The organism is Sorangium sp. So ce185 (assembly GCF_051526825.1).
Lineage (GTDB): Bacteria > Myxococcota_A > Polyangia > Polyangiales > Polyangiaceae > Sorangium > Sorangium cellulosum_D.
In genome coordinates this window covers 5,676,312-5,699,694 of record NZ_CP150316.1, presented here as the reverse complement: position 1 = coordinate 5,699,694, position 23,383 = coordinate 5,676,312, and the positions used below count along the sequence as shown (strand labels likewise).

Sequence of the window (23,383 nt, the reverse complement as noted above, 5' to 3'; positions counted from 1 at the left end):
CGGCGCGTACCGGAGGAGCAGGCGATTCCGCGCGAGCCCGGGCGCTTACCTCTTGTTGATGTTCGACACGGCGAACTGGCTTCGAACCGGATAATGCACGCCGACCTTCGCGGTCACGTCGACGTTGGCCTTGCGCTCGAACACCATCACGCAATCCGAACCGCCGAACTGGAAGTACGAGAACATCTCGCCTTTGCCCAGCGGCTTGCCCACCAGCTCGGCTCGGATCTTCTGGTTCAAGAGATCGACCTGCTGCTGGTAATCGCGCCCCTTCTTCTCCTCCGGCGTCAGCGTGATAGGCCGCTGTCCGTCGGCCGCGGGGGTCACGAACACCACGGAAGAGACCTGCGCCATGCCCATGGGCAGGACCGCGACCTTGCCGATGTCGGACTCGAGCACCAGGAGGCCGCGGCACTGCACGAACTGGTATCCCGTCGGGTCCCCGGCGTCCAGGTAGCGCTGCGGGATGACCGCTCGCGCGAGATCGCCGTTCACGTCGTTCCCATCCTGCGTCTCGAGCGCCACCTCCAGGTAGACCTGCCCCGGGATGAACTTGGCCTCCAGCACCCTGCCCGCCACGGGCGTGTGCTGCCGGTGGTAGTCATAGGTGTTCAGGAAGCTGTGGCAGAAGACGCCGCCCTCGAAGAAGCTCGCATACTCGCTGTCCTGGAGGAGCTCGCGGATCGACCACTCGATGTGCTTGACCACGATCGAGGGCGGCGCCGGCAGCGGCTTGCCCACCTTCGTGCTGACCGTCCACTGCCCCACGAACGTCGATTCGGCGGGGAACACGATGACCCGATCGTCCTTCGCGGAGGCGACCGGCCGCTGTCCATCGATGTCCCTGAATTTGCGCGCGAAGAACTCGTTGAAGGTGGTGTATTCCTCGGGCGCCTTCTCGTAGTCCTGCCAGGCATACTCAGGCGCGTACTTGAAGCTCTCGATGTACTTCATCGACTCCGGCGTGTCGAGGAATGCCCCCCACTCGACGGCGAAGTCGCGCAGCCAGCGTGAGACCGGGGAGAGCTTCGCCCCGTCGAGCGGCGCGATCGGGCTCTGCAGGACCTCCAGCGACGGCTGGTTGAAATAGTAGTAGAACTGCGTGATCCGCAGGTACACCGTGCGCTCGTGCAGCTCCTCGCCATCCCAGTCCCAGACGCGGATCTCCGGGATCCAGGTCACCAGCGCGTCCACGTAGAAATAGAATTGGTCCAGGGTCTTGATCTGATCCAGCTCCGGGACCCTCTGGGCGCTCACGGCCTTGATGGCGTCCTCGAAGGCGCCACGATAGTAGTTCGCCTCGATGATGGACTTGAGCTCCTTCGTCGCCCGTTGCTGGGGCTCGTAGGCCACCCCCTCCTGGGGCAGGTCTCGCAGGAACGGCGGCGCCTGCGGCGGAAGCTGCTTGGCCGCCGCGGAGGCGAGCTCGCCCGTCGCTGGCCCTGCGGTCTCGTGGGAGCGCTTCAAAGCCCGATCCAGGTCCTGAGCGGACGCGACGCGCCTCCGTCGGACGGAGCTGGGAACGATGCGGTGCTTGCTGCTCATAGGCCTCTCCTTGGCGCGAGTCGTTGGTTGGTGGCTCGAACGTTCGACGTCCGGCGCGCGCCGACACGAGAGCGCTGGCGCTGCGCGTGTCGCCGCGATGCTTTGCAGTGGGCGTGCCATGGCCACGGAGACTCGAGAGGCGGCTGAGACACCGGACGGCACGCACCTCGGGACGGCCCCGCGGTCGGCCTAGATCGCGCAGACCGGCGCAACGGCCCGCGCGCATCGGGGGCGCCCGGGAGCTCTTGCCGACGGCAACGCCTGGCAGATCCTTGCCGGCCGGCAACGACTTGCCGGCAAATCCTTGCCGGATGGAGCGCCGCCTGCGAACGGTCCAGCTAGCTGCGGGCGCGCCGGGCTCGCGCGTGAGCCCTGCGAAGCGTTGGTCGGGCTCGGGCGCCTCGCGGGCTCACCGCCGGAGCAGCGTCTCCGCCCCCGCCTGCGAGCTGCCCAGGCTGGCCCATCGCCCGGTGAGCTGCCTGCCCTCGATCGCATAGCTCACCACGCCGACCGGCTGCCCCGGCGACCAGCCCACCACGAGCTGGTCTCCCGAGCGGAGGCCCACCCCCTTCAGCGCGCCGGTGCTCAGCGTCCAGGTCACCGCGTACGTGTCGCCCGTGCGCGCGATGGCGACCGTCCCTGTCCGGCTCCCCTCGACGATGCGGTAGCTGCCGGTCAACCCCTCGGGCCCCTGCAGCGTCTCGGCCTCGACCTGGCCGGGCCGATCGCTCGCGATCCACTGCCCGCGCAGGCGATCGCCCTCGATGCGGTAGGCGGCCGCGCCGTACGGGCCGCCGCTCGCCCAGCCCACGGCGAGGGTCTGCCCCTGCAAGAACGCGATCCCCTCGTAGCCGGCGCCCTTCGTGATGATCCAGGCGATGCGGTACGTGTCCCCGCTCCGCGACAGGAGGACGTTGCCCGCATAGCTGCCCTGCCCGCCCGGGTTGCGCGACGCGGTGATGTCGTACGTGCCGGCCAGGTCGACGTCGCCGGCCGTCGCGGCGCCCGGAGGCCGGGCCGGCGGCGTCGGGGCGCCGCCGGGGGCCGCGCCGGCGCTGCCCGCGCTGCCGGCGCTGCCGTACGGCGGCGTCGTGCTCGTCGCGCGCAGGCGCGCGACGAGCACGACGCCGCCGACGGCGAGGGCGGCGACGGCGAGCAGCCCGCCGCCGGCGATCGCGAGCAGCAGGCCCCAGGGCGCCCTGCGCGCCGGTCGCGCCGGGACCGGCACCAGGGTGCCGCCGGCCACGCCGCCGACGCCGGTGCCGACGAGCGTCGGGTAGACCGCGCCCGTGGTCGCCGGCGGGGCCGGCGCGAACGGCCCGGGCAGCGGGGCCGCGGGCCGGTGGGCGGCCGCGGCGAGCACGGGATCGAGCGCGGCCATGGCCTGCGCGGCGTCGGCGAAGCGAGCGCGGGCGTCGCGCGCGACGCACCGGGCGAACCAGGCGTCGAAGCCCGCCGGGATCAGGTGCGGGCAGCCGAGGCGCGCGGCGCGGGCGGACGCCGGCTCCAGCGGGACGAACAGCACCTCGCGCATCAGCGACATGACCGAGGCGCTCGGCCCGCGGCTCGGCTCGAGCCAGTACATGCGCCCGGTGAGCACCGTGAAGGCGAGCAGCCCGAGCGCCCAGACGTCCGACGCCGGGGTGACGTGCTGCGACGCCTCGGTCTGCTCCGGCGCCATCCAGAGCGGTGTCCCGACCGACGCGGTCAGCGCCGTGGTGGCGCGCGCCTCGGCCACGATCTTCGCGACGCCGAAGTCGAGCACCTTGACCTTGAAGCGGACGTTCTGCTGCCGCGGCCGCGCGATGAAGACGTTCTCGGGCTTGAGGTCGCGGTGCACCACGCCCGCGCGGTGCGCCGCCGCGAGCGCGTGGCACAGCTGCCCCATCAGCTCGCGGACCTCGTCGGGCGGCAGCGCGCCGCGCTGCGCGATCACGGTCGACAGATCGGCCCCGTCGAGCAGCTCCATCGCGAGCCACGGGGTCTGCGTCGCCGGATCGACGCCGGCCGCGACCACCTCCACCACGTGGTCGCTCTCGATGCGCGCCCCCGCCCTCGCCTCCTGCTCGAAGCGCTCGCGGAACCGCGGGTCCTGCGCGAGCTGCGCGTGCATCAGCTTCACCGCGCGCTGCTTGCCCGTGGAGATCTGCTCGGCCACGAGCACGGCGCCCATGCCCCCCTGGCTCAGGGGACGGACGATGCGGAAATCGCCCCCGAGGACGGCGCCGGGGGCGAGCGGTGCGGCTGTCGTGAGGTCGACCATGGCGAGAGGGAAGCCTCCGGGCGGCGTCGCGGGCGACGCGCCCCCGTAGCCTATCCCCGGACGCCCGACCGAGGGGCGCCGCAAAGCGCCCGGCGCCGCCGCCCGAAGGGTCGGGTCCCGGTCGCGCCGGGCGCGATCGGCCCCCGGCCCGCTCGAGCTGCACCACGATCTGGTTCGTCGCGCTCAGACGGACCGGATAGGTCTTGAGCCCCGGCCCGCCGTTCAGGGCCTCTCCCGCTTCCTCTGCATGGCTCAGATCTCCGCCAGGCCGATGTCGATCGTCGCGAGGCCGCGCGTCCCTTCGGGCGCGCCGACGAACAGCTCCAGCACGCTCTCCGGGTGGATGTCCTCGACGATGACGAGCTGCACGTGGATCGCCCCCTTGGCGCCGATCGGGAAGTAGCGCATCGGGTGGCCATCGCGCTTGAGCAGCAGGTAGATGAGCTCGGACGTGGAGTTGCCCGCGCGCAGGTAGATGAGCTGCGCGCGCTTGTCTCGCGGGACGGTGTACCCGATCGCGGGACGGAGGGGGACCGGCCGCTCCAGGCCCTGCCCCTCGAACCCGTAGACACCCTGTATGAACCTCGGTGTTTCCAATGTGGCCTCCCGGGCGAGTCGCCGGACGGGCGCGCGCCGCCGTCGGACGGGCGCACGCCGCGTGGGACGCGATGCAATTGCACCGCAGTCGTACAGCGCAGCCGGTTTCGAGCGGACGCTGCGGGCGACGCGATTCCGTGTAGGCCCAGTTTCCAGGGTGTTTCGGACGTCGTTGTCCACTTCGTCTTCATCCCGCTCTTGCAGCGCCGCAGAGGTCCTCGCGGTAGGGCCCGGCTCGGTGGTGGCCGCATCGAGGTCAAGGAGCGATCGGGGCCGCCGTCGCTGCCTGGAGCGGGCCGCTGGGCGGATCCGTCGTCTCGGCGGGGGCACCTGGAGGCCGGGTGCCGTGCACCAGGGCCTGCCGGGAGGCGTCCAGGAGCAGAAAGTAGACAGACCTGGCTCCGGGAGCGCGGCCGGAAGCGAGAAATCAGGCAGAGCAGGCTGTTTTGCCGGACCTCGGTGTGGGCTGGCACCCACGATGGGCTGCGAGACGAGGGGGGAGGCGTGGCTTGGGATACAAACCTGCCTCCTCGGGCGGTCGCGCGCCTTCCCGCGCAGGCCGGGGTGCCTGATTGGCTACCTCGAGGTCCACCGGCGTGGGCCGGGGTGCCTGATTGGGTGCCTCGAGGTCCAGCGCCGGAGGGTTTCCCGGCTCCTGGCTGAGCCTGGTAGCTTCGGCGACCATGGCGAAACCCAAGATTCGACCCGAGAAGTCCCCGGCGCAGGCCGGTGGAGAGCAGGGGGCCCGGAGCTACCAGGCCCTGTACAGGCAGTACCAGCCGATCGGGGCGGGGCTCCCGCCCGGGGAGGTGCAGGCGTGCCGCGCCGATCCGCGCCTCGTGCTGGTCAACGTCAAGCGCGGTGTCGCGGCGGTGCTGGGCACGAAGGAGCAGGTGAAGGCCGTGCGCGAGCACCTGCCCAGGATCGCGGTCGACGTCGAGAACAGCGGTCAGCCGCAGCGGCCCGCGCTGCTGGTCTTGCCGGGGATGAACGACGACGTCGAGGAATACGACAACCGGGTCGTGCCCGTTCGCATCCTGTGAGGGAAAGCAGCTCAGGGGGCCAGCAGGAGCACCTTGGTCTGGCTCGGGGTGACGCGCACGCCGGAGCCGTTGGTCACGTTCTGCTGGCTCATGCTGGTGAGGCGCGTGGCCGGCATGCCGTCGAACAGCACGGTGGACGCGCCCGTGACCGGGCGCGCGGCGCCGCCCACGGTGCCCGAGGAGACGCCGGCGACTCCGGCGTTGTTGCCGTCGCTGAGGGGGACCTTGGTGGCCATGTTGTGCGCGGGCATGCCCTGGAGGAAGACGTTGCCGGCGGGCGGGACGCCCTGGGCGCCGTGGGCGGTGTTTGCATACGGCACCGGCGCCATGGCGGGCGGGGTCAAGAGCACGTCGGGGAAGGCGGAGTCGATGCCTCCCGCTTGTGTATTAGCGAACATGATTTCTCCTCAGCCCAGGTGGATCTGCTCGGCGTCGACCTTGACCAGCTCCTCGGCGGTGAGGAGCGTGTGCTCGCCGTGGACACGGACCGTCTTCTCGGCGGTGTAGTCGATGCGCTCGGCGCGGAGCTGGTCGGTCTCCACGACCGTGCGGTACGAGCGCTGGACGCGCTGCGAGAGGCGCTCGAGGACCGAGTCGACGCGGGCGGCGAGCAGCTTCACGGCGCCGAGTTCGGCGCGCACGAGATCGCCGAGGAAGGAGAGGCTGCGCACGGTGACGTGGCCCTCGTCGGCGTCGGCGCGGAGGACCGGCGCGACCACGCTCACCTCGCGGCCAGCCGCGACCTCCACGCCCTGCTGCGCGGCGATGCGGAGGCGGCCGCCGGCGAGGCGCAGGTCGAGGTCGCCGTCCACCGCCATCGTCTTCGCCGCGGCGGGATCGCGCCGCAGCACCGCGAGGACGAAGGCGCCATCGCGCGGCGAGCGGGCGAGGAGCACGAGGTCGTCGACCTCGGCGGCGATGAGGCAGCTCACGGCGCGGCGGGCCTCGTGGTTGCCCGAGGCGGTGCGGACGACCACGGCGCCGTCGTCGCGCAGCGCGAGGACGCGGCCGGTCTCCTGCACGGCGCGGTCGGCGAGCGGGCCGGGCTCGTCGTCGTCGTTGTGGATGTGGATCTTGCGCGCCAGGTTGCTCATGTTTCTCCGTTCGTTCGTGCCGGTGCTCGTTCCTTGGGCTGCCACAGCTCCGCGGCGGTGAGCTCGGCGTCGTCGGCGAGCGCCGCGCTGCGATCTCCCCACTCGGTGTCCTCGTCCATGACGCGGTGCAGGCGCGCGCGCCCGAGCGCGGCGCCGGTGAAGACGGCGCGCGCGACGTCGGCGCGCGAGAGGTCGGCGTGGCGCAGGCTGGCGCCGTCGAAGCGGGTGCCGAGGCACGTGGCCTCGGCGAGGACGGACCGATCGAGGTTGGCGCCGGAGCAATCGGCGTCCGAGAGATCGGCGCGGAGGAAGATCGACTGAAGGAGGTGCGCGCCGGCGAGGTTGGCGTCCGCGAGCTTCGCACCGGTGAAGAGGGCGCGCCCGGCGCGCGCGCCGCTGAGGTTCGCGCCGGCGAGGTTCGCGCCGGTGAAGTTGCTCTGCGTGAGGGTCGCAGCCGACAGATCGCAGCCCGAGAGATCGGCGCCGATGAGCTGCGTCATCAGGATCTCCAACCCGGCGAGGCTCTGCCCAGCGAGGCGCGCTCCGGCGAGCATGGCCAGCTCGAAGCGGGCGCCCGAGAGCGACGCGGTCGTGAGGTCGGCCTTGTGGAGCACCGTCTGCTTGAGGTTCGCCTCGGCGAGCGAGAGCGAAGCGGTCACGGCGTCGAGGATGGCCGCGCGATCGAGGTTCGTGCGGGCGAGGCAGGCGGCGCCGAGGTCGACCTGGTTGAGCAACGCGAGCGCGAGCTTGGCGCCGGTGAGATCGGCGCGCGCCAGATTCGAGGCGAGGAGCTTGGCCTTGAGGAGCGTGGCGTCGCGGAGCGCGGCGCCGGCGAGCGAGCAGCGCGTGAAGACCGCCAGGGTGAGGTTCGCGCCCGTGAGGTCGGCGCCGGCGAGATCGCAGCCGGTGAGCAGCGACTCCTTGAGGTTCGCGCCCGCGAGCCGCGCGCCCTGGAGGCGCACGTCCTCCAGGATCGCGCCGCGGAGATCGGCGCCCGCGAGATCGGCGCCCGCGAGATCGGCGCCGGTGACGATCTCGCCGCTGTGGATCAGGTCGATCAGCTCAGCTCGCTGCACGCGCCCTCCTGGTGACCCGGGCCCGGGTCAGGTTCGCTTCGTCCAGCACGGTCGCGTCGTCGGCCTCGATCTTCGAGAGGTCGGCGCGGAAGAGGTTCGCCCCGCGGAAGCTCGCGCCGCGCACGTTGGCGCGATCGACCAGGGCGAGCATCAGGTTGGCGTCGACCAGCCTCGCCCCGGAGAGGTCGGCCTTGGTGAAGCGGGCCTCGTGGGCGATCGCGCGGTCGAAGCGGGCGCCGCGCAGATCGCAGCCGGAGAGGTCGGCGCCGCCGAGGCGGGCGCGGGCGAAGCTGCAGCCGGCGAGGTTCATGCCGCGCAGGTTGGCGCCCTCCAGGGCGGCGCCGGTGAAGTCGGCGCCCTCGAACGAGGAGCCCTGCACGGCGCGCAGCCTGGTCAGGGTGGCGCCGCGCAGCCTCGCGCCGGCCGCGTCGGCGGTGACGAAGGTAGCGGCGCTGAGGTCAGCGCCGGTCAGGTCGGCGCCGCGGAGATCGACCTCGATGAAGCTGCACTTCACGAGCGACGCGCCCGCGAGCTTGATGCCGCGCAGCTCGGACCTGAGAAAGGTGAGGCTCGTGGCGGCGACGCCGCCGAAATCCGTGTCGTCGAAGATCGCCTCCTCGAGATCGACGCCGTGCAGGCGCGCGCCGCGGAAGCGGGCGCGGGTGAGATCGGCGCCCGCGAGCACCGCGCGGGTGAGATCGGCGCCCGCGAGGTCGGCGTCGGTGAGCGAAGCTTGACCGAGGTTGCAGCCCGCGAGCCTGGCGCCGGTGAGATCGGCGCGGGTGAGATCGGCGCGCGCTAGCACCGCGCGGGAGAGGTTGGCGCCGCTCAGGTTGGCGCCGGCCAGGCTCGCGCCCTCGAGGAACGCCGAGCCGAGGTCGACGCCGCGCAGATCGAGGCCCGCGAGGTCGGCGCCGGTGAGATCGCGCCCGGCGAAGCTGACGCCGCCCTGCGCGCCGGACGGCAGCTCGACGCGCGCGCGCTCGCTGACGGACGCCGCGGCGGGCGGCGCGGCAGGGAGGCGGTGCGCGGCCGCGCGGTACTGCTCGCGGAGCTGCTCCTCGACGGCCTGGAGCTTCTCGCGCAGGCGCGGGTCTGCGAGCCGGGCCTCCACCGCGGGCAGGGGCGTGCCGGCGTTCTGCGCGAGCTGCAGCATGTCGCGGAGGCGCTCGTTCTCGGCCTCCGCCGAGAACTTCGGAGGGCCGCCCTGCTGCTTCTTCTGCTCGAGCAGCGCCTTGTCGTAGTCGATGCCGGCCGCCTGCGCCCGGCGGCGCGCCTCCGCTTCCGTCGCGAGGCGCTCCTCGGCCGCCTCGGCCTTTCGCCTGGCGGCGTCTTTCTGAGCGCGGGCGAGGATGCCCTCGATCTCGTCGAGCGTGGGCGCCGTCGCGCTCGGCCCGGGCTCCGCGGGCGGCGCCAGGGGGAGGTGCTCGTCCGGGTCGAGACCCGCGGCCTGGATGCGGGCTCGCACCTCGTCGCGCTGGCGCGCCGTCTTCCGGCGCATGTTCCTGGCCTTGAGCTGCTCGCTCTGCACGGCCAGGTCCGGGTCGGTGAGCTCGTCGAGCGCCACCTCGGCGGCCGGGCCCGGCGGCATCAGGTCGCCGTCGCGCAGCGCGGCGAGGGCGCCGCGCTTCCTGTCGAGGCGCTCGGCGAGCACCGCCTGGTAGTGCGCGAGCGGCCGCGGCGAACCAGGGGCCTCGCAGGCCGCGATGAGCTGGAGCACGTCGGAGGCGTCGTCCTCGGCGACGGGGGTGACGCCGCGGAAGAGCAGCAGCATGCGCTCGGCCGCGGGGAAGAGCTGCACCGTCTCGAAGCGCATCGGGACCTCGCGCAGCTCGCCCTCGCGCAGCTTGACGAAGGCGCGCGGCCGCAGGCGCGGGAGCCTCCCCGTGAGCACGGGTTGGTCCGGGTGCATGTGCTCCAGCGTGAACGGCTCGCCGCCCGCGAAGGGCTCGTCGAGCTGCTGATCCGCAGGGGCGGTGTTGTGATAGGCGGGGTCGAAGTCGAGCGGCAGATCCGGCGATCGCTCCTCGAGCCAGGCGTCGTCGTAGGTGCCGGCCCTGGCCACGCGCTCGGGCGCCATCGCGTCGAGCGGCCCGAAGCCCGTCGCCTTGCCGCTCACCCGCATCGCCTTGTCGATGGGGCCGAGCGAAAGGCGCAGCGGCCGCTCCTCGCCCTGCGGGTACGCCTGCCCGATCACCAGCACCTCGGCGCGCGGCTTGGGCATGCCGGCGTCGGGCGGCGTGTCCGGGCCCAGCTCCGCGGCGAGCAGCTTCCACAGGTTGGCCTCGTGCAGCGGGCTCTCGGGCGCGTCGAAGGGGGCCGCGAGCAGCACGGTCACGCACAGCTCGACGCGCCCCGCTGCCTCGAACGTGCGGTAAAAGACGCTGAGCTTCTGCGGCTTGATCGCCTTCATGAGACGATGAAGAAGCTGGTCATGGTGAGGTGGAGCCCGGCGTGCGCGAGGGCGAGGGCCTGGTCCTTCAGGTCGAGCGAGGTGTGGCTGAGCGATGTCCCGGTCTCCGAGATCGAGACCTCCGTACCCGAGACGTTCAGGGTGTTGTACGAGAAGCTTCCCGCGAGCTTCGCGGAGACCGTGGCGCCGATGAAGAGCTCGGCCGTGGCCCCGATGGTGAGGTTGGCCTTGCCGCCGATGAACACGCCGGTCTTGCGCCCGAACACGACTTCGTCGGAGATCCCCCCGGTCAGGGACAGCGAGCTCCCGTCGGTCCTGAGGATCATGTTGTGGCCGTCGTTGGGCGCGCCCATGCGCAGCACGGTGTTGCAGTAAGGCGTCTGCAGCGTGATGCGCTGATGGCCGGCCTTGTCCTCCAGCTCGAATCGGTTGCGCCCACCCGTCTGGATGACGTTGGTGGTGTCGTTGCTGCGGGTGACGGGGCTCGGCGTGAGCATGTTGGGGACGACGCCGGCGATCACCGGCCGGTCCGGATCGCCGCCGAGGAACGTGAAGAGCACCTCGGTGCCCTTGCGCAGCGGGAAGTGCCAGCCCTCGATGCTGCCGCCGTGGGGCTGGAGCATGCGCACCCAGGTGGAGGCCTTGCCGTCCTTGAGGTCGCTCTCGTCGAAGTGGAACTTCACGCGGTAGCGCCCGGCGTCGTCGATCTGCGCGTACTCGCTCTCCGCCGGGCCGCAGATGGTGCCGCTCTCGGAGCCGTAGATGCGCGGCCACGGCGTCCGGCTCTCGGCGCGGAACTGCACGCTGGCAGGGATCGCCTGCACCTCCACGCGGTACCCCTCGGAGCCCTCGACGCCGGTGAGCGCGCGCAGCGCCGGGTCGGCGATCGCCTGGTTGCCCTGATGCTCCACGGCGACGGCGAGGTACTCCATGTCGAACGCCGCGCGCGGGTGCTCGCGCAGCTTGAAGCGGTAGCCGGACCGCAGGCCCAGCGCGCCGCCGGCGCCGCGGTACACCACTTCCAGCGCGCGTAGCTCCTCGGCGCGGATCGCGGCCAGGCGCTTGCCCTCCTCCGGCGAGAAGAAGCGCCCGCCGTGCACGTTGATCTCGCCGAGCCCGACCCGCGACACCGCGGCGCTGCCCGACACGTCGAGCGTCGGCCGGCCGTAGTCGTAGTCGCGGAGGCGCACGCTGCCGGTGAGCGCCTGGTGCTTGCACGTGAAGGTGTTGAGCGCCTCGCCCGCCGTGACGTCGCTGCCGCCGAGCGCGAAGAAGCGCACGCCCCTGCCGTCCACCTCGGACTGGAACGACTTGTTGTCGGTGATGACGAGCTGCTCCGCGGCCTCGCCGTGCCGGAAGTAGTAGTACATCCCCTCGCGCTCCATCCAGCGGGTGATGAAGTCGAAATTGCTCTCCTGGTACTGGCAGACGTGCTCCTGCGGCGGGTAGCGCTCGAGCAGCTCGAAGGCGAAGTCGCCGCTGTTCAGGCCGCCGTCCTCGAGCACCTCGCGCAGGATCTCGGGGACGCTCATGTCGGTGAAGATGCGGCTGTGGCGCGTCTTGGTCAGGTGCCACAGCTGCGGCACCAGCGTGGCGCGGAACAGCGAGTGCTCGTCGGTCTCGTGGAGCAGCTCGAACGCCGCGAGGACGCCGTGGAGGGCGAAGGGCGGGCGGCCGTCCTCGCGATCCACCTGGAGCGTGGCCCTGGTGCCGACCACGTCGCCGAGGTCGAGCTCTCGCCCCTCGGCGCCCACCAAGAGTAAGATCTCGAACGCGTAGAGCCGCGAGATGCCCTCGCTCCCCTGGAAGGCGGCGACCGTCGTGGTGTCGGGCAGCGCGCTCGATTGAATGGTGAAAAGGTCCTTCATCCGTCGCTCCGTTCGCCGGGGTCGATCTCCACGAGCCCGCGGGGGTTGGTGCCGAGCTTGGCGGTCTTGCGGGACGCTCCGAAGACGTTGGCGCCGGCCAGGTCGGCGTCGCGCAGGTCGGCGCCTTCGAGGTCCGCGCGCGCGAAGCTCGCCCCGGCGAGGCGCGCCCCGCGCAGGCTCGCGCCCGCGAGGTCGGCGTGATCGAAGCGGCAGCCGGCGAGCTCCGCCTTGGTCGCCGAGAGGTCGCGCAGCACGGCGCGCTCGAAGCCCGCGCCCTCGAGCCGCGCCTGCCGCAGGTCCGCGCCCTCGAGCCGGGCCTCGCGCAGGTCGGCGCCGTCGCCCGTGAGGCGCTGCAGGTTGGCGCCGCCGAGCGAGGCGCGCGCGAAGCTCGCCCCGGCGCAGCGCGCGCGGCGCAGGTTCGCGCCCTTCAGGTCGGCGCCCGCGAACGAGGCGCGGTCGAGCGTCGCCTTCTCCCAGACCGATCCGGGCGCGTCGACCTCGGCCAGCGAGGCCCCCGCGAACGCCGCGCCCGTGGCCCGCGCCTGCGCGAGGCGCGCGCGCTCGAAGACGGCACCGGGAGCGCGCGCCTCGTCGAAGCACGCCGCGGCCAGGTTCGCGCCCTCGAAGCGCGCGCCCGCGAGCGAGGCCGCGGTGAAGTCCGCGGCCGCCATGTCGGCCCCCGCGAAGCTGGCCTCGTCCCATGTTCCGCGCGCGAACGTGGCGCGCGCCGCCGTCACTCCGTGGAAGCTCGCGCCCTGCCCCGCCGCGCCGGCGAGGCTCGCGTCGGTGAGCACGGCCCTGTCGAGCTGCGCCTTCGCCAGCACCGCGCGGCCGAGATCGGCGTCGCTCAGGTCCGCGTCCGTGAGGTCGGCGCCGCTGAGGTCGGCGTCCGCGAGCTGCGCCGCGCCGAGGCGCGCGCGCGCGAGCTTGCAGCGGCCGAGGTTGGCGCCGGTGAGGTTGAGCTTGGCGAGCGTGGCGCCGGTGAGATCGAGGCCGTGCAGGTCCGCGCCGACGAGGTCGAGGTCGAGCAGGGGCTCGCGGGCGGCGATGCGCGCGAGCACGATGGCGCGGAGGCCGGTGGGCGGCGGGTCGGCGGCGGGGGATGCGGGGGCGGTCGATGTCGGTGGAGGTGCGTACGAGCTTGTCGCTGGGAGCAGCTCCGCCGCTGCTGGGGGCGGCGCGAGGAACGCCGGCGGCGCCACGGCGGGCGGCGGGGCGAGGAACGCCGGTGGCGCCACCACCGGCGGCGCCACCACCGGCGGCTCGGCCGCGAGCGACGACAGGGCCACCGCCGGAGGCGCGCTCGGCCTCTCCGGCTCGCGCTGGAACGGCAGCGCGGGACCGCGCGGCGCGCCTTCTCCCGACCGCAGCTGCAGCGTCGCCGAGCCCGCCGTCTGCTCCTGTCTCGGCTCCGGCTCGCGCCGGAACGGGAGTGCTTCGTCGGGCGCGCGCAGCGCGCCTTCTCCCGACCGCAGCTGCAGCGTCGCCGAACCCGCCGTCTGCTCCTGCCTCGGCTCCTCACGCCTGCTCGCCGCCTCGTCCCGCGGCGTTCCGGGCCGGAACGGGAGCGCGTCCTCGGGCACGCGCAGCGCTTCTTCCCCCGATCGCAGGCGCAGCGTCGCCTGACCCGCCTCCTCCTGCCTCGGCTCCGGCCGGGGCTTGAACGGCAGCGCGCCCTCGGGCCGGCGCTGCGCGGTCTCCTCGAGGCGGAGCACCATCGTCGACCCGTCGGCGGCCGGCGGCGCTTCGGCCTCCGGCGCGACGTCGATCCGTGGCGGCCGGCCGGGCAGCGGCCTCGCAGCAGCCGCCGGAGGCCCCTCGGGGTCGGGCATCGTGAAGCCGCGGGCGGCGAGCTGCTTCGCCAGTTCGCTCGCGCTCATCCTGATGGTCGTGGGCGCGGGCCGCTCGGGCGCCGTCACCGGCCACGCCACGGGTCGCTCCGGCAGCTCGATCCCGGCCGTGATCTGCAGGGACCGCAGATCGAGCCCCGTGGCCGGGAAGTGGCCGCTCCACAGGATCGTGCAGCTCCGCGCCAGCGTGTCGATGTGCACCCGGTCGGGCCAGAGCTCGATCGGCTTGCCCGCCTGGAGATCGTGCGCCGGCCCATAGAGCCGCGCGACGCCGCGCGCGGACGGGAGCTGCGTCTCCACGTGCGGCAGCTCCGGGTGCAGGCCGTCGAGCACGATCCACTCGTCGCCGCGCAGCTTGTCGAGCCGCTGATCGGCCGGCGCCGCCTGGAAGTAGGCCCAGGGGAAGTCCGCTTGGAGCGTCGGGACCAGCGCCTCCAGTGCGGCGATGTCGACGTCGCGGAGCAGCCTGGCGCGCGAAGGCCAGACGCACGGGATGGGCGCGAAGCCCGCCGGCAGCGCCCGCCCCTCGGGATCGAGCAGGTTCGGCGAGCGCTCCGGCCCCACGCCCGCCGGGTTGTCCGTGCCGGGACCGCCGAGCGCGCGCTCGTACACCAGCGGCATGCGCTGAAAGGGCCGCGGATCGGCGCCCTCCTCGGCGCGCTCGCCCTGCACCTGGATCGCCTTGTCGATCAGCACCGCGCCGTCACGCAGCAGGCGCAGCCGGGCAGTCACCGCGCTCGCGCTCTGACCCGGCGGCGCGTACGCGTCGCCGGTGAGCAGGACATCCACCTTGCGCACGTGCGGCGCCAGCTCACCGGCGGCGCGCAGGCTGCGCTCGGGGACATCGCCTTCGTGCTCGTCGTCGCGGACGACCGGCGCGGCCGCCATCGGCGTCATCGGCCCGCCGTTCACGAGGGCGAACGTGCCCTTGACGACCGCCGTCACGCGCAGGTGCCCGCGACTGCTCCACAGCCGCGTCCCACAGGCGGCTTCGCCGAGGGGGATGACGCGGACTGGCCACATTTGCAGGGAGGTCGTCACCTTACCTCACTTGCGCTGCGCGCTGTGCAGACTGCCGCGTACACAGACATCACCCGCCCGCCCACCGGTGTTGATCCGATCCGACTCCGCTCCGGTGGGATCGCGTTATCGATGCTGCCTGGGTGCATGGCAGAGGGACACTCTCGCAGGTAATGTGCCACTCCGTGATCCCCTTGCTGCGCCGGAGATCGGCCTCGTCGGGTGAGGTGTGCCGTCCTCATGTGCTGAAAGCAGGCTGCTGTCTCGGAGGATCGCCCCCGCGTTGCCTTCGATCGACCAGAAGCGGTTGCCTTTCCACGTGCGAGACGACGCCGACGTGACCCTGCCACGAGCCCGGCTCGCCGCGGGTCCAGACCACTACCATGCCCGGGCGGAGCGCGCCCAGATCCTCGCGCAGGCAGCGGCCCACCTCGGGATGAGCGCCGCCTCGCTGAGGATGACGCTCGAGGGCCGTGCGATTCTGGTTCGCGCACCGGTGGCAGCCGCGGGCGCTCTCGGCCGCCGCCGAGGTGCCCGACGCCGACGACCGCGGCGAGCTCGAAGACTACCTCGGCACGGCCGTCGAGCGCCCGAGCCGGACGTGGCGCGCCAGGGCCTGCCTCGAGATCGAGGTCGCAAGTCAGTGCGAGACGGTCGAGGAGGCACTCGCTCACCTCAAGGAGGCTCGAGCTCTACTCAGCGAGGGTTCGTTGCCCGGCGGCGCGATCCCGTGTAGGTCGAGTTTCCAAGATGTTTCGATCGTCGCTGCCCTCTTCGCCCGGCCCGGCTGGCGCCGCAGAGCTCGTCGTGGTCGGCGCCGGCTCGGCCGGCGCGGTGATCGCGGCGCGCGTCACGGAGCGCGCCGATCGCGAGGTGCTGCTGCTCGAGGCGGGCCCGGACTACCCGGACCACGCGCGCCTGCCCGCCGACCTGCGGGACGGCACGCGCAACTCGTGGCTCGCGCACGACTGGGGCTACCGCCACCGGCCGACGCCGGGGCAGATCATGTTCCTGTTCCCGCGCGGCAAGGTGGTCGGCGGCTCGTCGGCCGTGAACACGTGCATCGCGATCCGCGGCATGCCGTACGACTACGACGAGTGGGCCGCGCTCGGCCTGCCCGAGTGGGGCTTCGACGCCTGCCTGCCCTACTTCAAGCGCCTCGAGGACGACCGCGACTTCGGCGAGCCGTGGCACGGCAAGGGCGGCCCGGTGCCCATCCGCCGGGCGCGGCGCGAGGAGCTCGTGCCGTGGCAGGCGGCGTTCGTCGACGGGTGCAGGGCGCTCGGCTACCGCGAGTGCGCGGACACGAACGATCCGCAGGCGCCCGACGGAGTCGGGCCGCACGCGATGAACAAGATCGACGGCCAGCGCATGAGCGCGGCGCGCTGCTACCTGACCGCCGAGGTGCGCCGGCGGGAGAACCTGCGGCTCCGGCCGCGCACGACGGTGCGGCGGGTGCTGGTGCGGAATCGCCGCGTCGAGGGGGTCGAGGTCGAGACCGACGGGCGCGTCGAGGTCGTCGCGACGCGGAAGGTGGTGTTGAGCGCGGGCGCGATCGCGACGCCCGGGATCCTGCTGCGCAGCGGGATCGGGCCGCGCGACCAGCTCGCGCGGCTCGGGGTCGAGCCCGTGTCCGACGTGCCCGCCGTGGGGGCGCGGCTGCTCGACCATCCGGGGGCGGCCATCGGCCTGTGGCCGCGCCGCCGCGGGCTGATCGACGTCCTGCGCCAGCCGCTCGTGCAGACGGTGCTCCGCTACACGTCGCGCGGCAGCCCGTACCCGAACGACATGCAGCTCCAGCCGGGCTCCTTCTTCCCGGTGCACCCGCGCCTCACGATCCCGGCGTTCGCCATCGCGTGCTGCATCGGCAAGCCGCGCGGCGCTGGCCGCATCGAGTACCTGAGCGCCGACCCGCACGCGCGGCCGCGCATCGTCTCCAACATGCTCGTCGACCGCGACGATCGCGCGCGGGCGGTCGACGCGCTGGTGCTCGCGTACGAGGTCGCCCGCACCGCGCCGATGCGCGATCTCGGCTTCTTCCTGTGGCCCACGGAGCGCACGCTGCTGCGGCGCGAGGCGCTGGAGCGGTGGATCACCCGGAGCTGCGGCTCCGGGTATCACCCGTGCGGGACGGTCCCGATGGGGCCCGAGGGGGACGCGGCGGCGGCGGTCGACGGGCGCGGGCGGGTGCGCGGCGTCGAGGGCCTGATCGTCGCGGATGCGAGCATCATGCCGACCATCCCGAGCGTGAACACGAACCTGACCGCGCTGATGATCGGCGAGCGCTTCGGCGAGTGGCTCCGCGAGGGCGCGGTGTAGCCGGCGGCGGACGCGGACCAGCGCGCGCAGCGTGACTGTCTGGGGGAGCGGCCAGCTGTGGAGTGCATGGGCAGCAGCGCGGGAGGAACGTCATGAATCGACCGGAGCAGCTACACGAGCGGCTGGACGCGATCGGTCGCTCGCTGGAGAGCAGCGGCAAGGCGCTCGCGTTGATCGGACTGGGCTCGCTGGGCGTCGAGACCGCGCGGGCCGACAGGTACTCGGACCTCGACTTCTACGCCGTCGTGCGCCCCGGCCACAAGGCTGAGCTCCTCCGCGATCTTCGCTGGATGAGCGCGGCCCATCCCGTGGCGTGGTGCTTCCAGAACACGCCGCACGGCTACAAGCTGCTCTACGAGGACGGGATCTTCTGCGAGCTCGAGGTATACGAGCCAGAGGAGCTGCCCAAGGTGCGCTATGCCGAGGGGCGGTTCGTCTGGAAGGCGCGGGACTGCGATGCGTCTTTGCGGATCCCGGCCCAGGAGATCGGAGATCGAGAGGAGCGGTCGGTCGCGTGGAACGTGGGCGAGCTGGTGACCAACCTGTACGTCGGCCTGTGCCGGTATCGACGCGGGGAGAAGCTCTCGGCGTACCGGTTCGTGCAGGGATACGCGGTCGATCGGGTGATGGAACTGCTCCCGCACATCAGGACGCCCGAGCCGGTGCACCGCGATCCGTTCGGTCGCGAGCGGCGCATCGAGCAGCAGTATCCGGACATGACGGCTGATTTCGCCTCGTTCATGCAGGGCTACGAGAGGACGCCGGAGTCGGCGCTTTCGCTCTTGCGCTGGGTGGAGCGGTACTTCGAGGTGAACCCCGCGATGCGCCGCCTCGTCGAGGAACTTTGCCTGCGGTGAGGCACGGCGGGGGCCGCGCGCGATGATGTCAGGCGGTGGTTGCGGATGGCGCCGCTCGGGCCGACGGTGCACCCGCCGCCGCTCGATCTCGCCAGCTTCTGGTTCGCGCTGATCTGGCGTCGGCGCGCGCAGAACGAGCCGGCGCAGCGCTGGCTGCGCGACCAGGTCGTGAAGGCAGCTTCCCGACGGCGGCGTCCCTCGGAACGAGCGCCTCGTTCCTGTAGGCTCGGCCGTCATGCGCACCCGATACCTGATCTTTCTCGCCTTCACCTCGGCCACCTTTTCGCTTGTCGCCTGCGGGGATGATGCCGGCGCAGACCCCCAGGCCGAGGGCGGCGGCGGCGCGGGCGGCGCGGACCCCCAGGCCGAGGGCGGCGGCGGCGCGGGCGGCGCGGACCCCCAGGCCGAGGGCGGCGGCGGCGCGGGCGGCGCGGACCCCCAGGCCGAGGGCGGCGGCGGCGCGGGCGGCGCGGACCCCCAGGCCGAGGGCGGCGGCGGCGCGGGCGGCGCAGACCCCCAGGCCGAGGGCGGCGGCGGCGCGGGCGGCGCAGACCCCCAGGCCGAGGGCGGCGGCGGCGCGGGCGGCGCGGACCCCCATAGCTCGGACGACATCCTCGATCAGCTCCAGGCCGTCGAGGGGCTCACGGTCGAGGAGCAGGACTCGGGCCTTCCGGGCTACCGCTACTTCGTCATGGAGATCGACCAGCCTGCGGATCACGATGAGCCGGACGGCGCGCGGTTTCGCCAGCGCCTTGTGCTCCACCACCGGGACCCCGCCGCGCCCGTGGTGATCGCGACGGAAGGCTACAACCTCTGGCCGGACTACCAGTGGCTCGACGAGCCCACCGAGCTGCTCGCCGGCAACCAGATCCGCGTCGAGCACCGCTTCTTCACGCCTTCCCGCCCGGAGCCTGCGGACTGGTCGCAGCTCACCATCGAGCAAGCCGCCGCGGACATTCACCACGTCATCGCGTCGTTGAGGCCCTTCTACGAGGGCAAGTGGATCTCCACCGGCGGGAGCAAGGGCGGTATGACCTCGATCTACCATCGTCGCTTCTATCCCGACGACGTGGACGGCACCGTGGCTTACGTGGCGCCGCACAGCATGGGCAACCCCGACCCGCGCTACCTCGAGTTCCTGGCCGAGCGCGGCGATGCGGCCTGCCAGGGCGCGCTCCGGGAGTTCCAGCGCGAGGTGCTGCTGCGGCGCCCGGCGATGCTGGCGCGCATGGAGGCCGATGCCGCGGCAGAGGGCTTCTCCTACGACCTGCTCGGCATCGAGAGGGTCCTGGAGACCGCGGTGGTCGACTCCGTCTTTGCCTTCTGGCAGTACATGGACGCGACCCTCTGCGGCGCCGTCCCGACCGCGGCGTCGGACGACGAGGACGTCTGGGCCTTCCTCGATACGGTGAGCCAGCCCTCGTTCTACAGCGATGCTTCCCTCCTCGTGTACGAGCCGTACTACTGGCAAGCTGCGGTCCAGCTTGGTTATCCGGCGATCGCGACGGAGCACCTCGCCGACCTCCTCGTGTACCCCGACGCCGACACGGCCACGTCGTTCATCGTCCCTGGACCCGGCAAGGATCCGGTCTTCGATCCCGGGGCGATGCGGGACATCTCCGCTTGGCTCACCGCCGAGGGCGAGCGGCTGATGTTCCTTTACGGCGAGAACGACCCGTACACGGCCGCCGCCTTCGACGTCGGGGAGGCTCGGGACACGCACCGCTTCGTCGTGCCGGATGGAAACCACCTCTCCAGCCTGGGCGATCTCTCGCCGCCCGAGCGCGATATCGCCTTCGGTGCGCTCGCGTCGTGGGCGGGTGTCCCGCCGATCGACGTCGACCGCGCGCGCGCGCGTGCGCCCCGCATGCTGCTCCGCGGCCGTCGGTGGATCATGCGGCGCTGACCGCAGTCGCCGGTAGTGATCAACTTTGCCCGGAGAGAGTCCACATGAAGGCGGGAAGATCATGAAGGTTTTCTTCCCGCCTTCCCGCCTTCATGTTCAAATTTGACCACTACTCAGTCGCCCGTCCTAGAGGGCGGAGTTCCTGACGGGCGGAGCTAGGTGGCCGACTGCATGCTCCCCCGCGCCGCGCGGTAGTCGGTGAACATCGAGCCCAGGATGTTGGCGGCCCCTGTGGCAATTTGGACGAAGGCGGCGAGCGGTGCGCGCTTCGTGTACCCGAGCGCGAACGGCGCCGCGATCACCGAGGCGCTCCACACATAATCGAGCACCTCGTGCGCCTGGATCGGGATCAGCTTGGCCAGGCTCATCCGGTAGTCGGTGAGCAGGGACACGGAGATCACCGAGGCGCCGAGGATCGCACCGGCGACCTTTGCCTCACGTCGGTTCGAGGCGAGGCCGGCCAGGGCCACCACGAGGCCGTTCGAGTAATCGAGGGCGGAGTGGACGTCCTGGGGGACGAGGCGCCGGATGGGCAGGACGCCGAAGAGCAGCTTGGAGGGGATCGCAGCGTTCCTCTGGACCGCCGGCGCGGCGGCGCCCGGCCTGGTCACCTCCGGCGACAGCATGTCTTCGGTGCTCGGATAGATCGCGGACTGTGTCATGAGAAACCTCCCGCCCCGCGGCTTAGCAATCCGCGGACCGAAGGCCGTCAAAGCCGCGTTCGTCCGCTCGGCGAGCGAGCGCGAGCGCGGTTACCGCAGGATCTCCTCGAGCAGTCGGTTCGGCTCGCCGCGGAGATCGTCGCCGAACGACGCCACGCCGAGCCCATAGTACTTGCCGTCGCCCTCGCGGATGGCGTCGAGCCGCGCCGCGAGCGCCGCGGTCTTCTGGCCGAGCCAGCAGTTGATGGCGGCGAAATCGAGGTTGCTCTCCTCGATGATCCTGTATCGGCCGCCCTCGGTCGCGCGGTCCAGGGTGCCGGCGCCGTGCTGGGAGGCGTGGTAGTGCAGGCCGCTCTCGGGCCTGTGCGCGAGTCCGACCTTGGCGCGGACGTCCTCGGGGATGCACCGGTATTCGAGCTCGGAGCGAGCGTCGTCGAGCATGTGGGTGACGACGCGCGTCACGTCGCATCGAATGACCATGACCAGGAGATCGATCATGACGTTCGCGTGGTCTTCGTGCTTGTACTCGCCGGCCTTCGTGCTGTCTTCCTCGGTGAGCCCCTCCCCTGCCCCGGCGGCTCGGGCACCATCCCGCGCTCGGCGATCGGCGCGCAGCCCAGGTTGCCCGGGATCGTCGACTGGACCCGGGCCACGTTCTTCTCGATCTCCCGCAGCGAGTCCAAGGTACAGGCCCCCTCGGAAGTCAAGCACCTCGCCGCGAGCGCCTCTCTCCAGGTCCTCCCCGGAGCACGACCCGGCGTCTCCCCTCCAGCAAGAGGAATTCCGGCGGCGCAGAGGACTCGGAGAGAATCCCAGAGAGCCTCTGTGCTCTCCGTGCCCTCTGTGCTCTCTGTGCCTGCGCGGCGCGGATCTCGGGCTTTCGCGCCCCCCGGCGCGAGAGGCCTCTCCCGGAGGGCCCGCGGCTTGCTCTCCCCAGCGCAGGTGCGCGCTTCGTGGCACCGGGAGGGGCTCATGCGGACTTCGAAGACGGGGAGAAACAGCGGTAGGTCAACAAGAGGGAGAGGCGTCGTGGGGGGGCTCGCCGGGCTTCTCGGGCTCGGCCTCTGTCTCGGCATCTCCAGCGCTTCCGCGGGCGACGCCGCACAGGCCACCTCGCTGCAGGCGCATGCGCATGCGCAAGGCCGCCTCGGGCCGCAGCGGGCCTCGATCGGCGCGCAGCAGGCCGCCTCCACCTACGTCGCGAACCCCCAGAAGCGGCGCTGGATCGTCGCCGGAGCGTCCACGCTGGGCGGCTTCTGGACCGCGTCGGCCATCTACGGCGCCGCGCTCAGCCTCGAGCGGCCGCACTCCCGGCTCGTTCCCCATTGCACCAAGTGCGCGTGCTCCCTCGTCCGGCAGCGCGACAGCGCCTCGGCGAGCCCCACCACGCTGCTCATCCCCCTCGCCGGCCCCTGGATCCACCTCGGCACGGGGCGGCACTCGGCGGCAGGCGCGGTCGGCCTCTCCGTCTTGGGCGCCGGCCAGGCCGTCGGCCTCGGGATGCTGCTCGGCGGCATCGCCATGCCGCGGCAGGTGCGCGTGCCGATGAAGCGCGGCAGCGTGCTCCAGGTGGGCGCAGCGCCGGTCGTCACCCCCGACGGGCTCGGGCTCTCGATCCACGGCTCGATGTAGCCGCGGATCGAGGTCCCCGCCCGCGCCCGGATCGCGGAGCGCCCGCGGCGCGCCGGCGCGTACTGGTCAAATTTGAACATGAAGGCGGGAAGGCGGGAAGAAATCCTTCATGATCTTCCCGCCTTCCCGCCTTCATGTGGACTCTCTCTGGGCAAAGTTGACCACTACCCGCCGGCGCGCGGGTCACGGCGCGAGGCCCAGGATCGCCCGCACGCGCAGCCGCTCCTCGGGCGTGAACGCGCGCGCGAGCAGCGCCTCCTCGGCGGCGCGGCGCGCCTCCGGATCGGCCTCGGTCGCCTCGATCTCCGCGCGCGCGCCCTCGAACGCGTCGAGGCGCCGCTGCCAGTCCGCCCGCTGCCGGTCGAGCTCCGCGAGCCGGTCCGCGGCCGCGGAGCCCACGGTTGCGACCCGGTGCGCGTAGAGCTCCTCGTCCGAGGCGCCCGCGTCGCGGAGCGCCTGCTCCTCGGCCTGCTGGACGAGCGGGCGCACCGCCGCCTCCCGCGCCTCGCGGAGGTGCTCGGGCAGCGCCGCCTCGACCTCGGCGAGCCGCGCGTCGCGCTCCTCGGGCGAGAGGGTCGCGTCCGCGAGGACGCGCGACGCCTCGATCGCCGCCTCCCCCTCCCGCTCCTCGTCGCCGAACAGCTGCGCCGCGACCTCGTCGCCGAAGTGCGCCCGCCGGATCTCGCGCAGCGCGGCGAGCCGCTCGGCCGGATCGGCCGCCTGCGCGGCGCGCGCCGCGCCGGCCGCCTCGCGGTAGCCGAGGTACCGGTCGAGCAGGGCGATCGCCTGGTCCGCCGCGGGCCCCTCCGCGCGCTCCCGGATCGCCGCCACGATGCGGGCGCGGATCGCCGCGGCCGGCGCCTCGCCGGTCGCGCTCAGGAAGTAGTCGAACAGCGCGAGGAGCTCGGGCCCGACGATCAGATCGCCGTTCGCGTCGACGAGCACCGCGCCGTCGACGTCCGTGCCGCGGAGCGACGGCGCCGCGGCCGTCCGCGGCAGCGCGGCCGCGGGGGGCGCGACCGACAGCGCCTGCCGGACGCGCGCGGGGGCCGCAGCCGTCGACAGCGCCGGCCGCGCTTCCGCCGGGAGGGAGCGCGCGCAGAGCCCGCTCGTCCGCGCGGCGGACGCGGCCGGTCGGGGCCGCTCCCGCGAGAGGAGCCGCCCGGCGCCGAGCAGCGCGGCGACCGCCATCGCCGCGACGAGGACGTTCCTTCTACGACGCTCCACGGGCCCTCACC

Annotated in this window: 17 protein-coding genes; 5 read left to right on the top strand and 12 right to left on the bottom strand. The window is 72.7% G+C overall.

What is annotated here, in order from left to right; all coding sequences use genetic code 11:
* Nucleotides 1–45: 45 nt before the first annotated feature.
* From WMF26_RS20890 to WMF26_RS20880, 3 genes are all read right to left on the bottom strand, one after another.
* The gene (locus WMF26_RS20890; RefSeq protein ID WP_438001769.1) at nt 46–1,467 is read right to left on the bottom strand and encodes a phosphatidylserine decarboxylase; all 1,422 of its coding nucleotides are present in this window, start codon (nt 1,465–1,467) and stop codon (nt 46–48) included.
* A 487-nt stretch (nt 1,468–1,954) separates the two neighbouring features.
* On the bottom strand, nt 1,955–3,808 hold the full coding sequence (locus WMF26_RS20885; RefSeq protein ID WP_438001768.1) for a serine/threonine-protein kinase: 1,854 nt from the start codon (nt 3,806–3,808) through the stop codon (nt 1,955–1,957).
* Between the two features lie 252 nt (nt 3,809–4,060).
* On the bottom strand, nt 4,061–4,405 hold the full coding sequence (locus tag WMF26_RS20880; RefSeq protein ID WP_437947936.1) for a molybdopterin oxidoreductase: 345 nt from the start codon (nt 4,403–4,405) through the stop codon (nt 4,061–4,063).
* 683 nt (nt 4,406–5,088) lie between these two features.
* Between WMF26_RS20880 and WMF26_RS20875 the strand changes: the two genes are divergently transcribed.
* On the top strand, nt 5,089–5,448 hold the full coding sequence (locus tag WMF26_RS20875) for a hypothetical protein (protein WP_438001767.1): 360 nt from the start codon (nt 5,089–5,091) through the stop codon (nt 5,446–5,448).
* Nucleotides 5,449–5,459: 11 nt separating this feature from the next.
* Here WMF26_RS20875 and WMF26_RS20870 read toward each other — a convergent pair whose 3' ends face one another.
* Genes WMF26_RS20870 through WMF26_RS20845 form a run of 6 tightly spaced genes read right to left on the bottom strand, consistent with a single transcriptional unit; the run spans nt 5,460 to nt 14,694 of the window.
* Nucleotides 5,460–5,846, bottom strand: coding sequence for a DUF4150 domain-containing protein (locus WMF26_RS20870; RefSeq protein WP_437947935.1), 387 nt, complete (start codon nt 5,844–5,846; stop codon nt 5,460–5,462).
* Nucleotides 5,847–5,855: 9 nt separating this feature from the next.
* Complete coding sequence (locus WMF26_RS20865) at nt 5,856–6,542, bottom strand: DUF3540 domain-containing protein (RefSeq protein ID WP_438001766.1); 687 nt, start codon at nt 6,540–6,542, stop codon at nt 5,856–5,858.
* On the bottom strand, nt 6,539–7,618 hold the full coding sequence (locus tag WMF26_RS20860) for a pentapeptide repeat-containing protein (protein WP_438001765.1): 1,080 nt from the start codon (nt 7,616–7,618) through the stop codon (nt 6,539–6,541). Before WMF26_RS20860 ends, WMF26_RS20865 begins: the two co-directional genes overlap by 4 nt.
* The gene (locus WMF26_RS20855; protein WP_438001764.1) at nt 7,605–10,031 is read right to left on the bottom strand and encodes a pentapeptide repeat-containing protein; all 2,427 of its coding nucleotides are present in this window, start codon (nt 10,029–10,031) and stop codon (nt 7,605–7,607) included. Before WMF26_RS20855 ends, WMF26_RS20860 begins: the two co-directional genes overlap by 14 nt.
* Nucleotides 10,028–11,899: a type VI secretion system Vgr family protein gene (locus tag WMF26_RS20850; RefSeq protein WP_438001763.1), complete on the bottom strand. Its 1,872-nt coding sequence runs from the start codon at nt 11,897–11,899 to the stop codon at nt 10,028–10,030. Before WMF26_RS20850 ends, WMF26_RS20855 begins: the two co-directional genes overlap by 4 nt.
* Nucleotides 11,896–14,694 carry a DUF2169 family type VI secretion system accessory protein gene (locus tag WMF26_RS20845; protein WP_438001762.1) on the bottom strand — a complete coding sequence of 933 codons (2,799 nt, stop codon included), beginning with the start codon at nt 14,692–14,694 and terminating at the stop codon, nt 11,896–11,898. The genes WMF26_RS20850 and WMF26_RS20845 overlap by 4 nt, the downstream gene beginning before the upstream one ends.
* Before the next feature lie 825 nt (nt 14,695–15,519).
* Here WMF26_RS20845 and WMF26_RS20840 point away from each other — a divergent pair.
* The 3 genes from WMF26_RS20840 (at nt 15,520) to WMF26_RS20830 (ending at nt 19,851) form a co-directional block, all read left to right on the top strand.
* On the top strand, nt 15,520–17,088 hold the full coding sequence (locus tag WMF26_RS20840) for a GMC family oxidoreductase (RefSeq protein WP_438001761.1): 1,569 nt from the start codon (nt 15,520–15,522) through the stop codon (nt 17,086–17,088).
* Nucleotides 17,089–17,180: 92 nt separating this feature from the next.
* A complete protein-coding gene (locus WMF26_RS20835; RefSeq protein WP_438001760.1) occupies nt 17,181–17,945 on the top strand; it encodes a hypothetical protein in 765 nt (254 codons plus the stop codon).
* Nucleotides 17,946–18,180: 235 nt separating this feature from the next.
* Complete coding sequence (locus WMF26_RS20830) at nt 18,181–19,851, top strand: S28 family serine protease (protein ID WP_438001759.1); 1,671 nt, start codon at nt 18,181–18,183, stop codon at nt 19,849–19,851.
* Nucleotides 19,852–20,006: 155 nt separating this feature from the next.
* On the opposite strand, the gene WMF26_RS20825 is transcribed toward WMF26_RS20830, so the two are convergent.
* The gene (locus tag WMF26_RS20825; protein ID WP_438001758.1) at nt 20,007–20,513 is read right to left on the bottom strand and encodes a hypothetical protein; all 507 of its coding nucleotides are present in this window, start codon (nt 20,511–20,513) and stop codon (nt 20,007–20,009) included.
* Nucleotides 20,514–20,603: 90 nt separating this feature from the next.
* Nucleotides 20,604–21,011 carry a hypothetical protein gene (locus WMF26_RS20820; protein WP_438001757.1) on the bottom strand — a complete coding sequence of 136 codons (408 nt, stop codon included), beginning with the start codon at nt 21,009–21,011 and terminating at the stop codon, nt 20,604–20,606.
* A 531-nt stretch (nt 21,012–21,542) separates the two neighbouring features.
* On the opposite strand from WMF26_RS20820, the gene WMF26_RS20815 reads away from it, so the two are divergent.
* Nucleotides 21,543–22,145, top strand: a complete 603-nt coding sequence (locus WMF26_RS20815) for a hypothetical protein (RefSeq protein ID WP_438001756.1) — start codon at nt 21,543–21,545, stop codon at nt 22,143–22,145.
* Nucleotides 22,146–22,328: 183 nt separating this feature from the next.
* Here WMF26_RS20815 and WMF26_RS20810 read toward each other — a convergent pair whose 3' ends face one another.
* A complete protein-coding gene (locus WMF26_RS20810; protein ID WP_438001755.1) occupies nt 22,329–23,372 on the bottom strand; it encodes a lipase secretion chaperone in 1,044 nt (347 codons plus the stop codon).
* Between the last annotated feature and the right edge of the window lie 11 nt (nt 23,373–23,383).

Coding starts and splice junctions, on each gene's coding strand:
- WMF26_RS20885 (WP_438001768.1), bottom strand. CDS start 3,808: ATGGTCGACCTCACGACAGCCGCACCGCTCGCCCCCGGCGCCGTCCTC.
- WMF26_RS20875 (WP_438001767.1), top strand. CDS start 5,089: ATGGCGAAACCCAAGATTCGACCCGAGAAGTCCCCGGCGCAGGCCGGT.
- WMF26_RS20870 (WP_437947935.1), bottom strand. CDS start 5,846: ATGTTCGCTAATACACAAGCGGGAGGCATCGACTCCGCCTTCCCCGAC.
- WMF26_RS20865 (WP_438001766.1), bottom strand. CDS start 6,542: ATGAGCAACCTGGCGCGCAAGATCCACATCCACAACGACGACGACGAG.
- WMF26_RS20855 (WP_438001764.1), bottom strand. CDS start 10,031: ATGAAGGCGATCAAGCCGCAGAAGCTCAGCGTCTTTTACCGCACGTTC.
- WMF26_RS20850 (WP_438001763.1), bottom strand. CDS start 11,899: ATGAAGGACCTTTTCACCATTCAATCGAGCGCGCTGCCCGACACCACG.
- WMF26_RS20840 (WP_438001761.1), top strand. CDS start 15,520: ATGTTTCGATCGTCGCTGCCCTCTTCGCCCGGCCCGGCTGGCGCCGCA.
- WMF26_RS20835 (WP_438001760.1), top strand. CDS start 17,181: ATGAATCGACCGGAGCAGCTACACGAGCGGCTGGACGCGATCGGTCGC.
- WMF26_RS20830 (WP_438001759.1), top strand. CDS start 18,181: ATGCGCACCCGATACCTGATCTTTCTCGCCTTCACCTCGGCCACCTTT.
- WMF26_RS20825 (WP_438001758.1), bottom strand. CDS start 20,513: ATGACACAGTCCGCGATCTATCCGAGCACCGAAGACATGCTGTCGCCG.
- WMF26_RS20820 (WP_438001757.1), bottom strand. CDS start 21,011: ATGATCGATCTCCTGGTCATGGTCATTCGATGCGACGTGACGCGCGTC.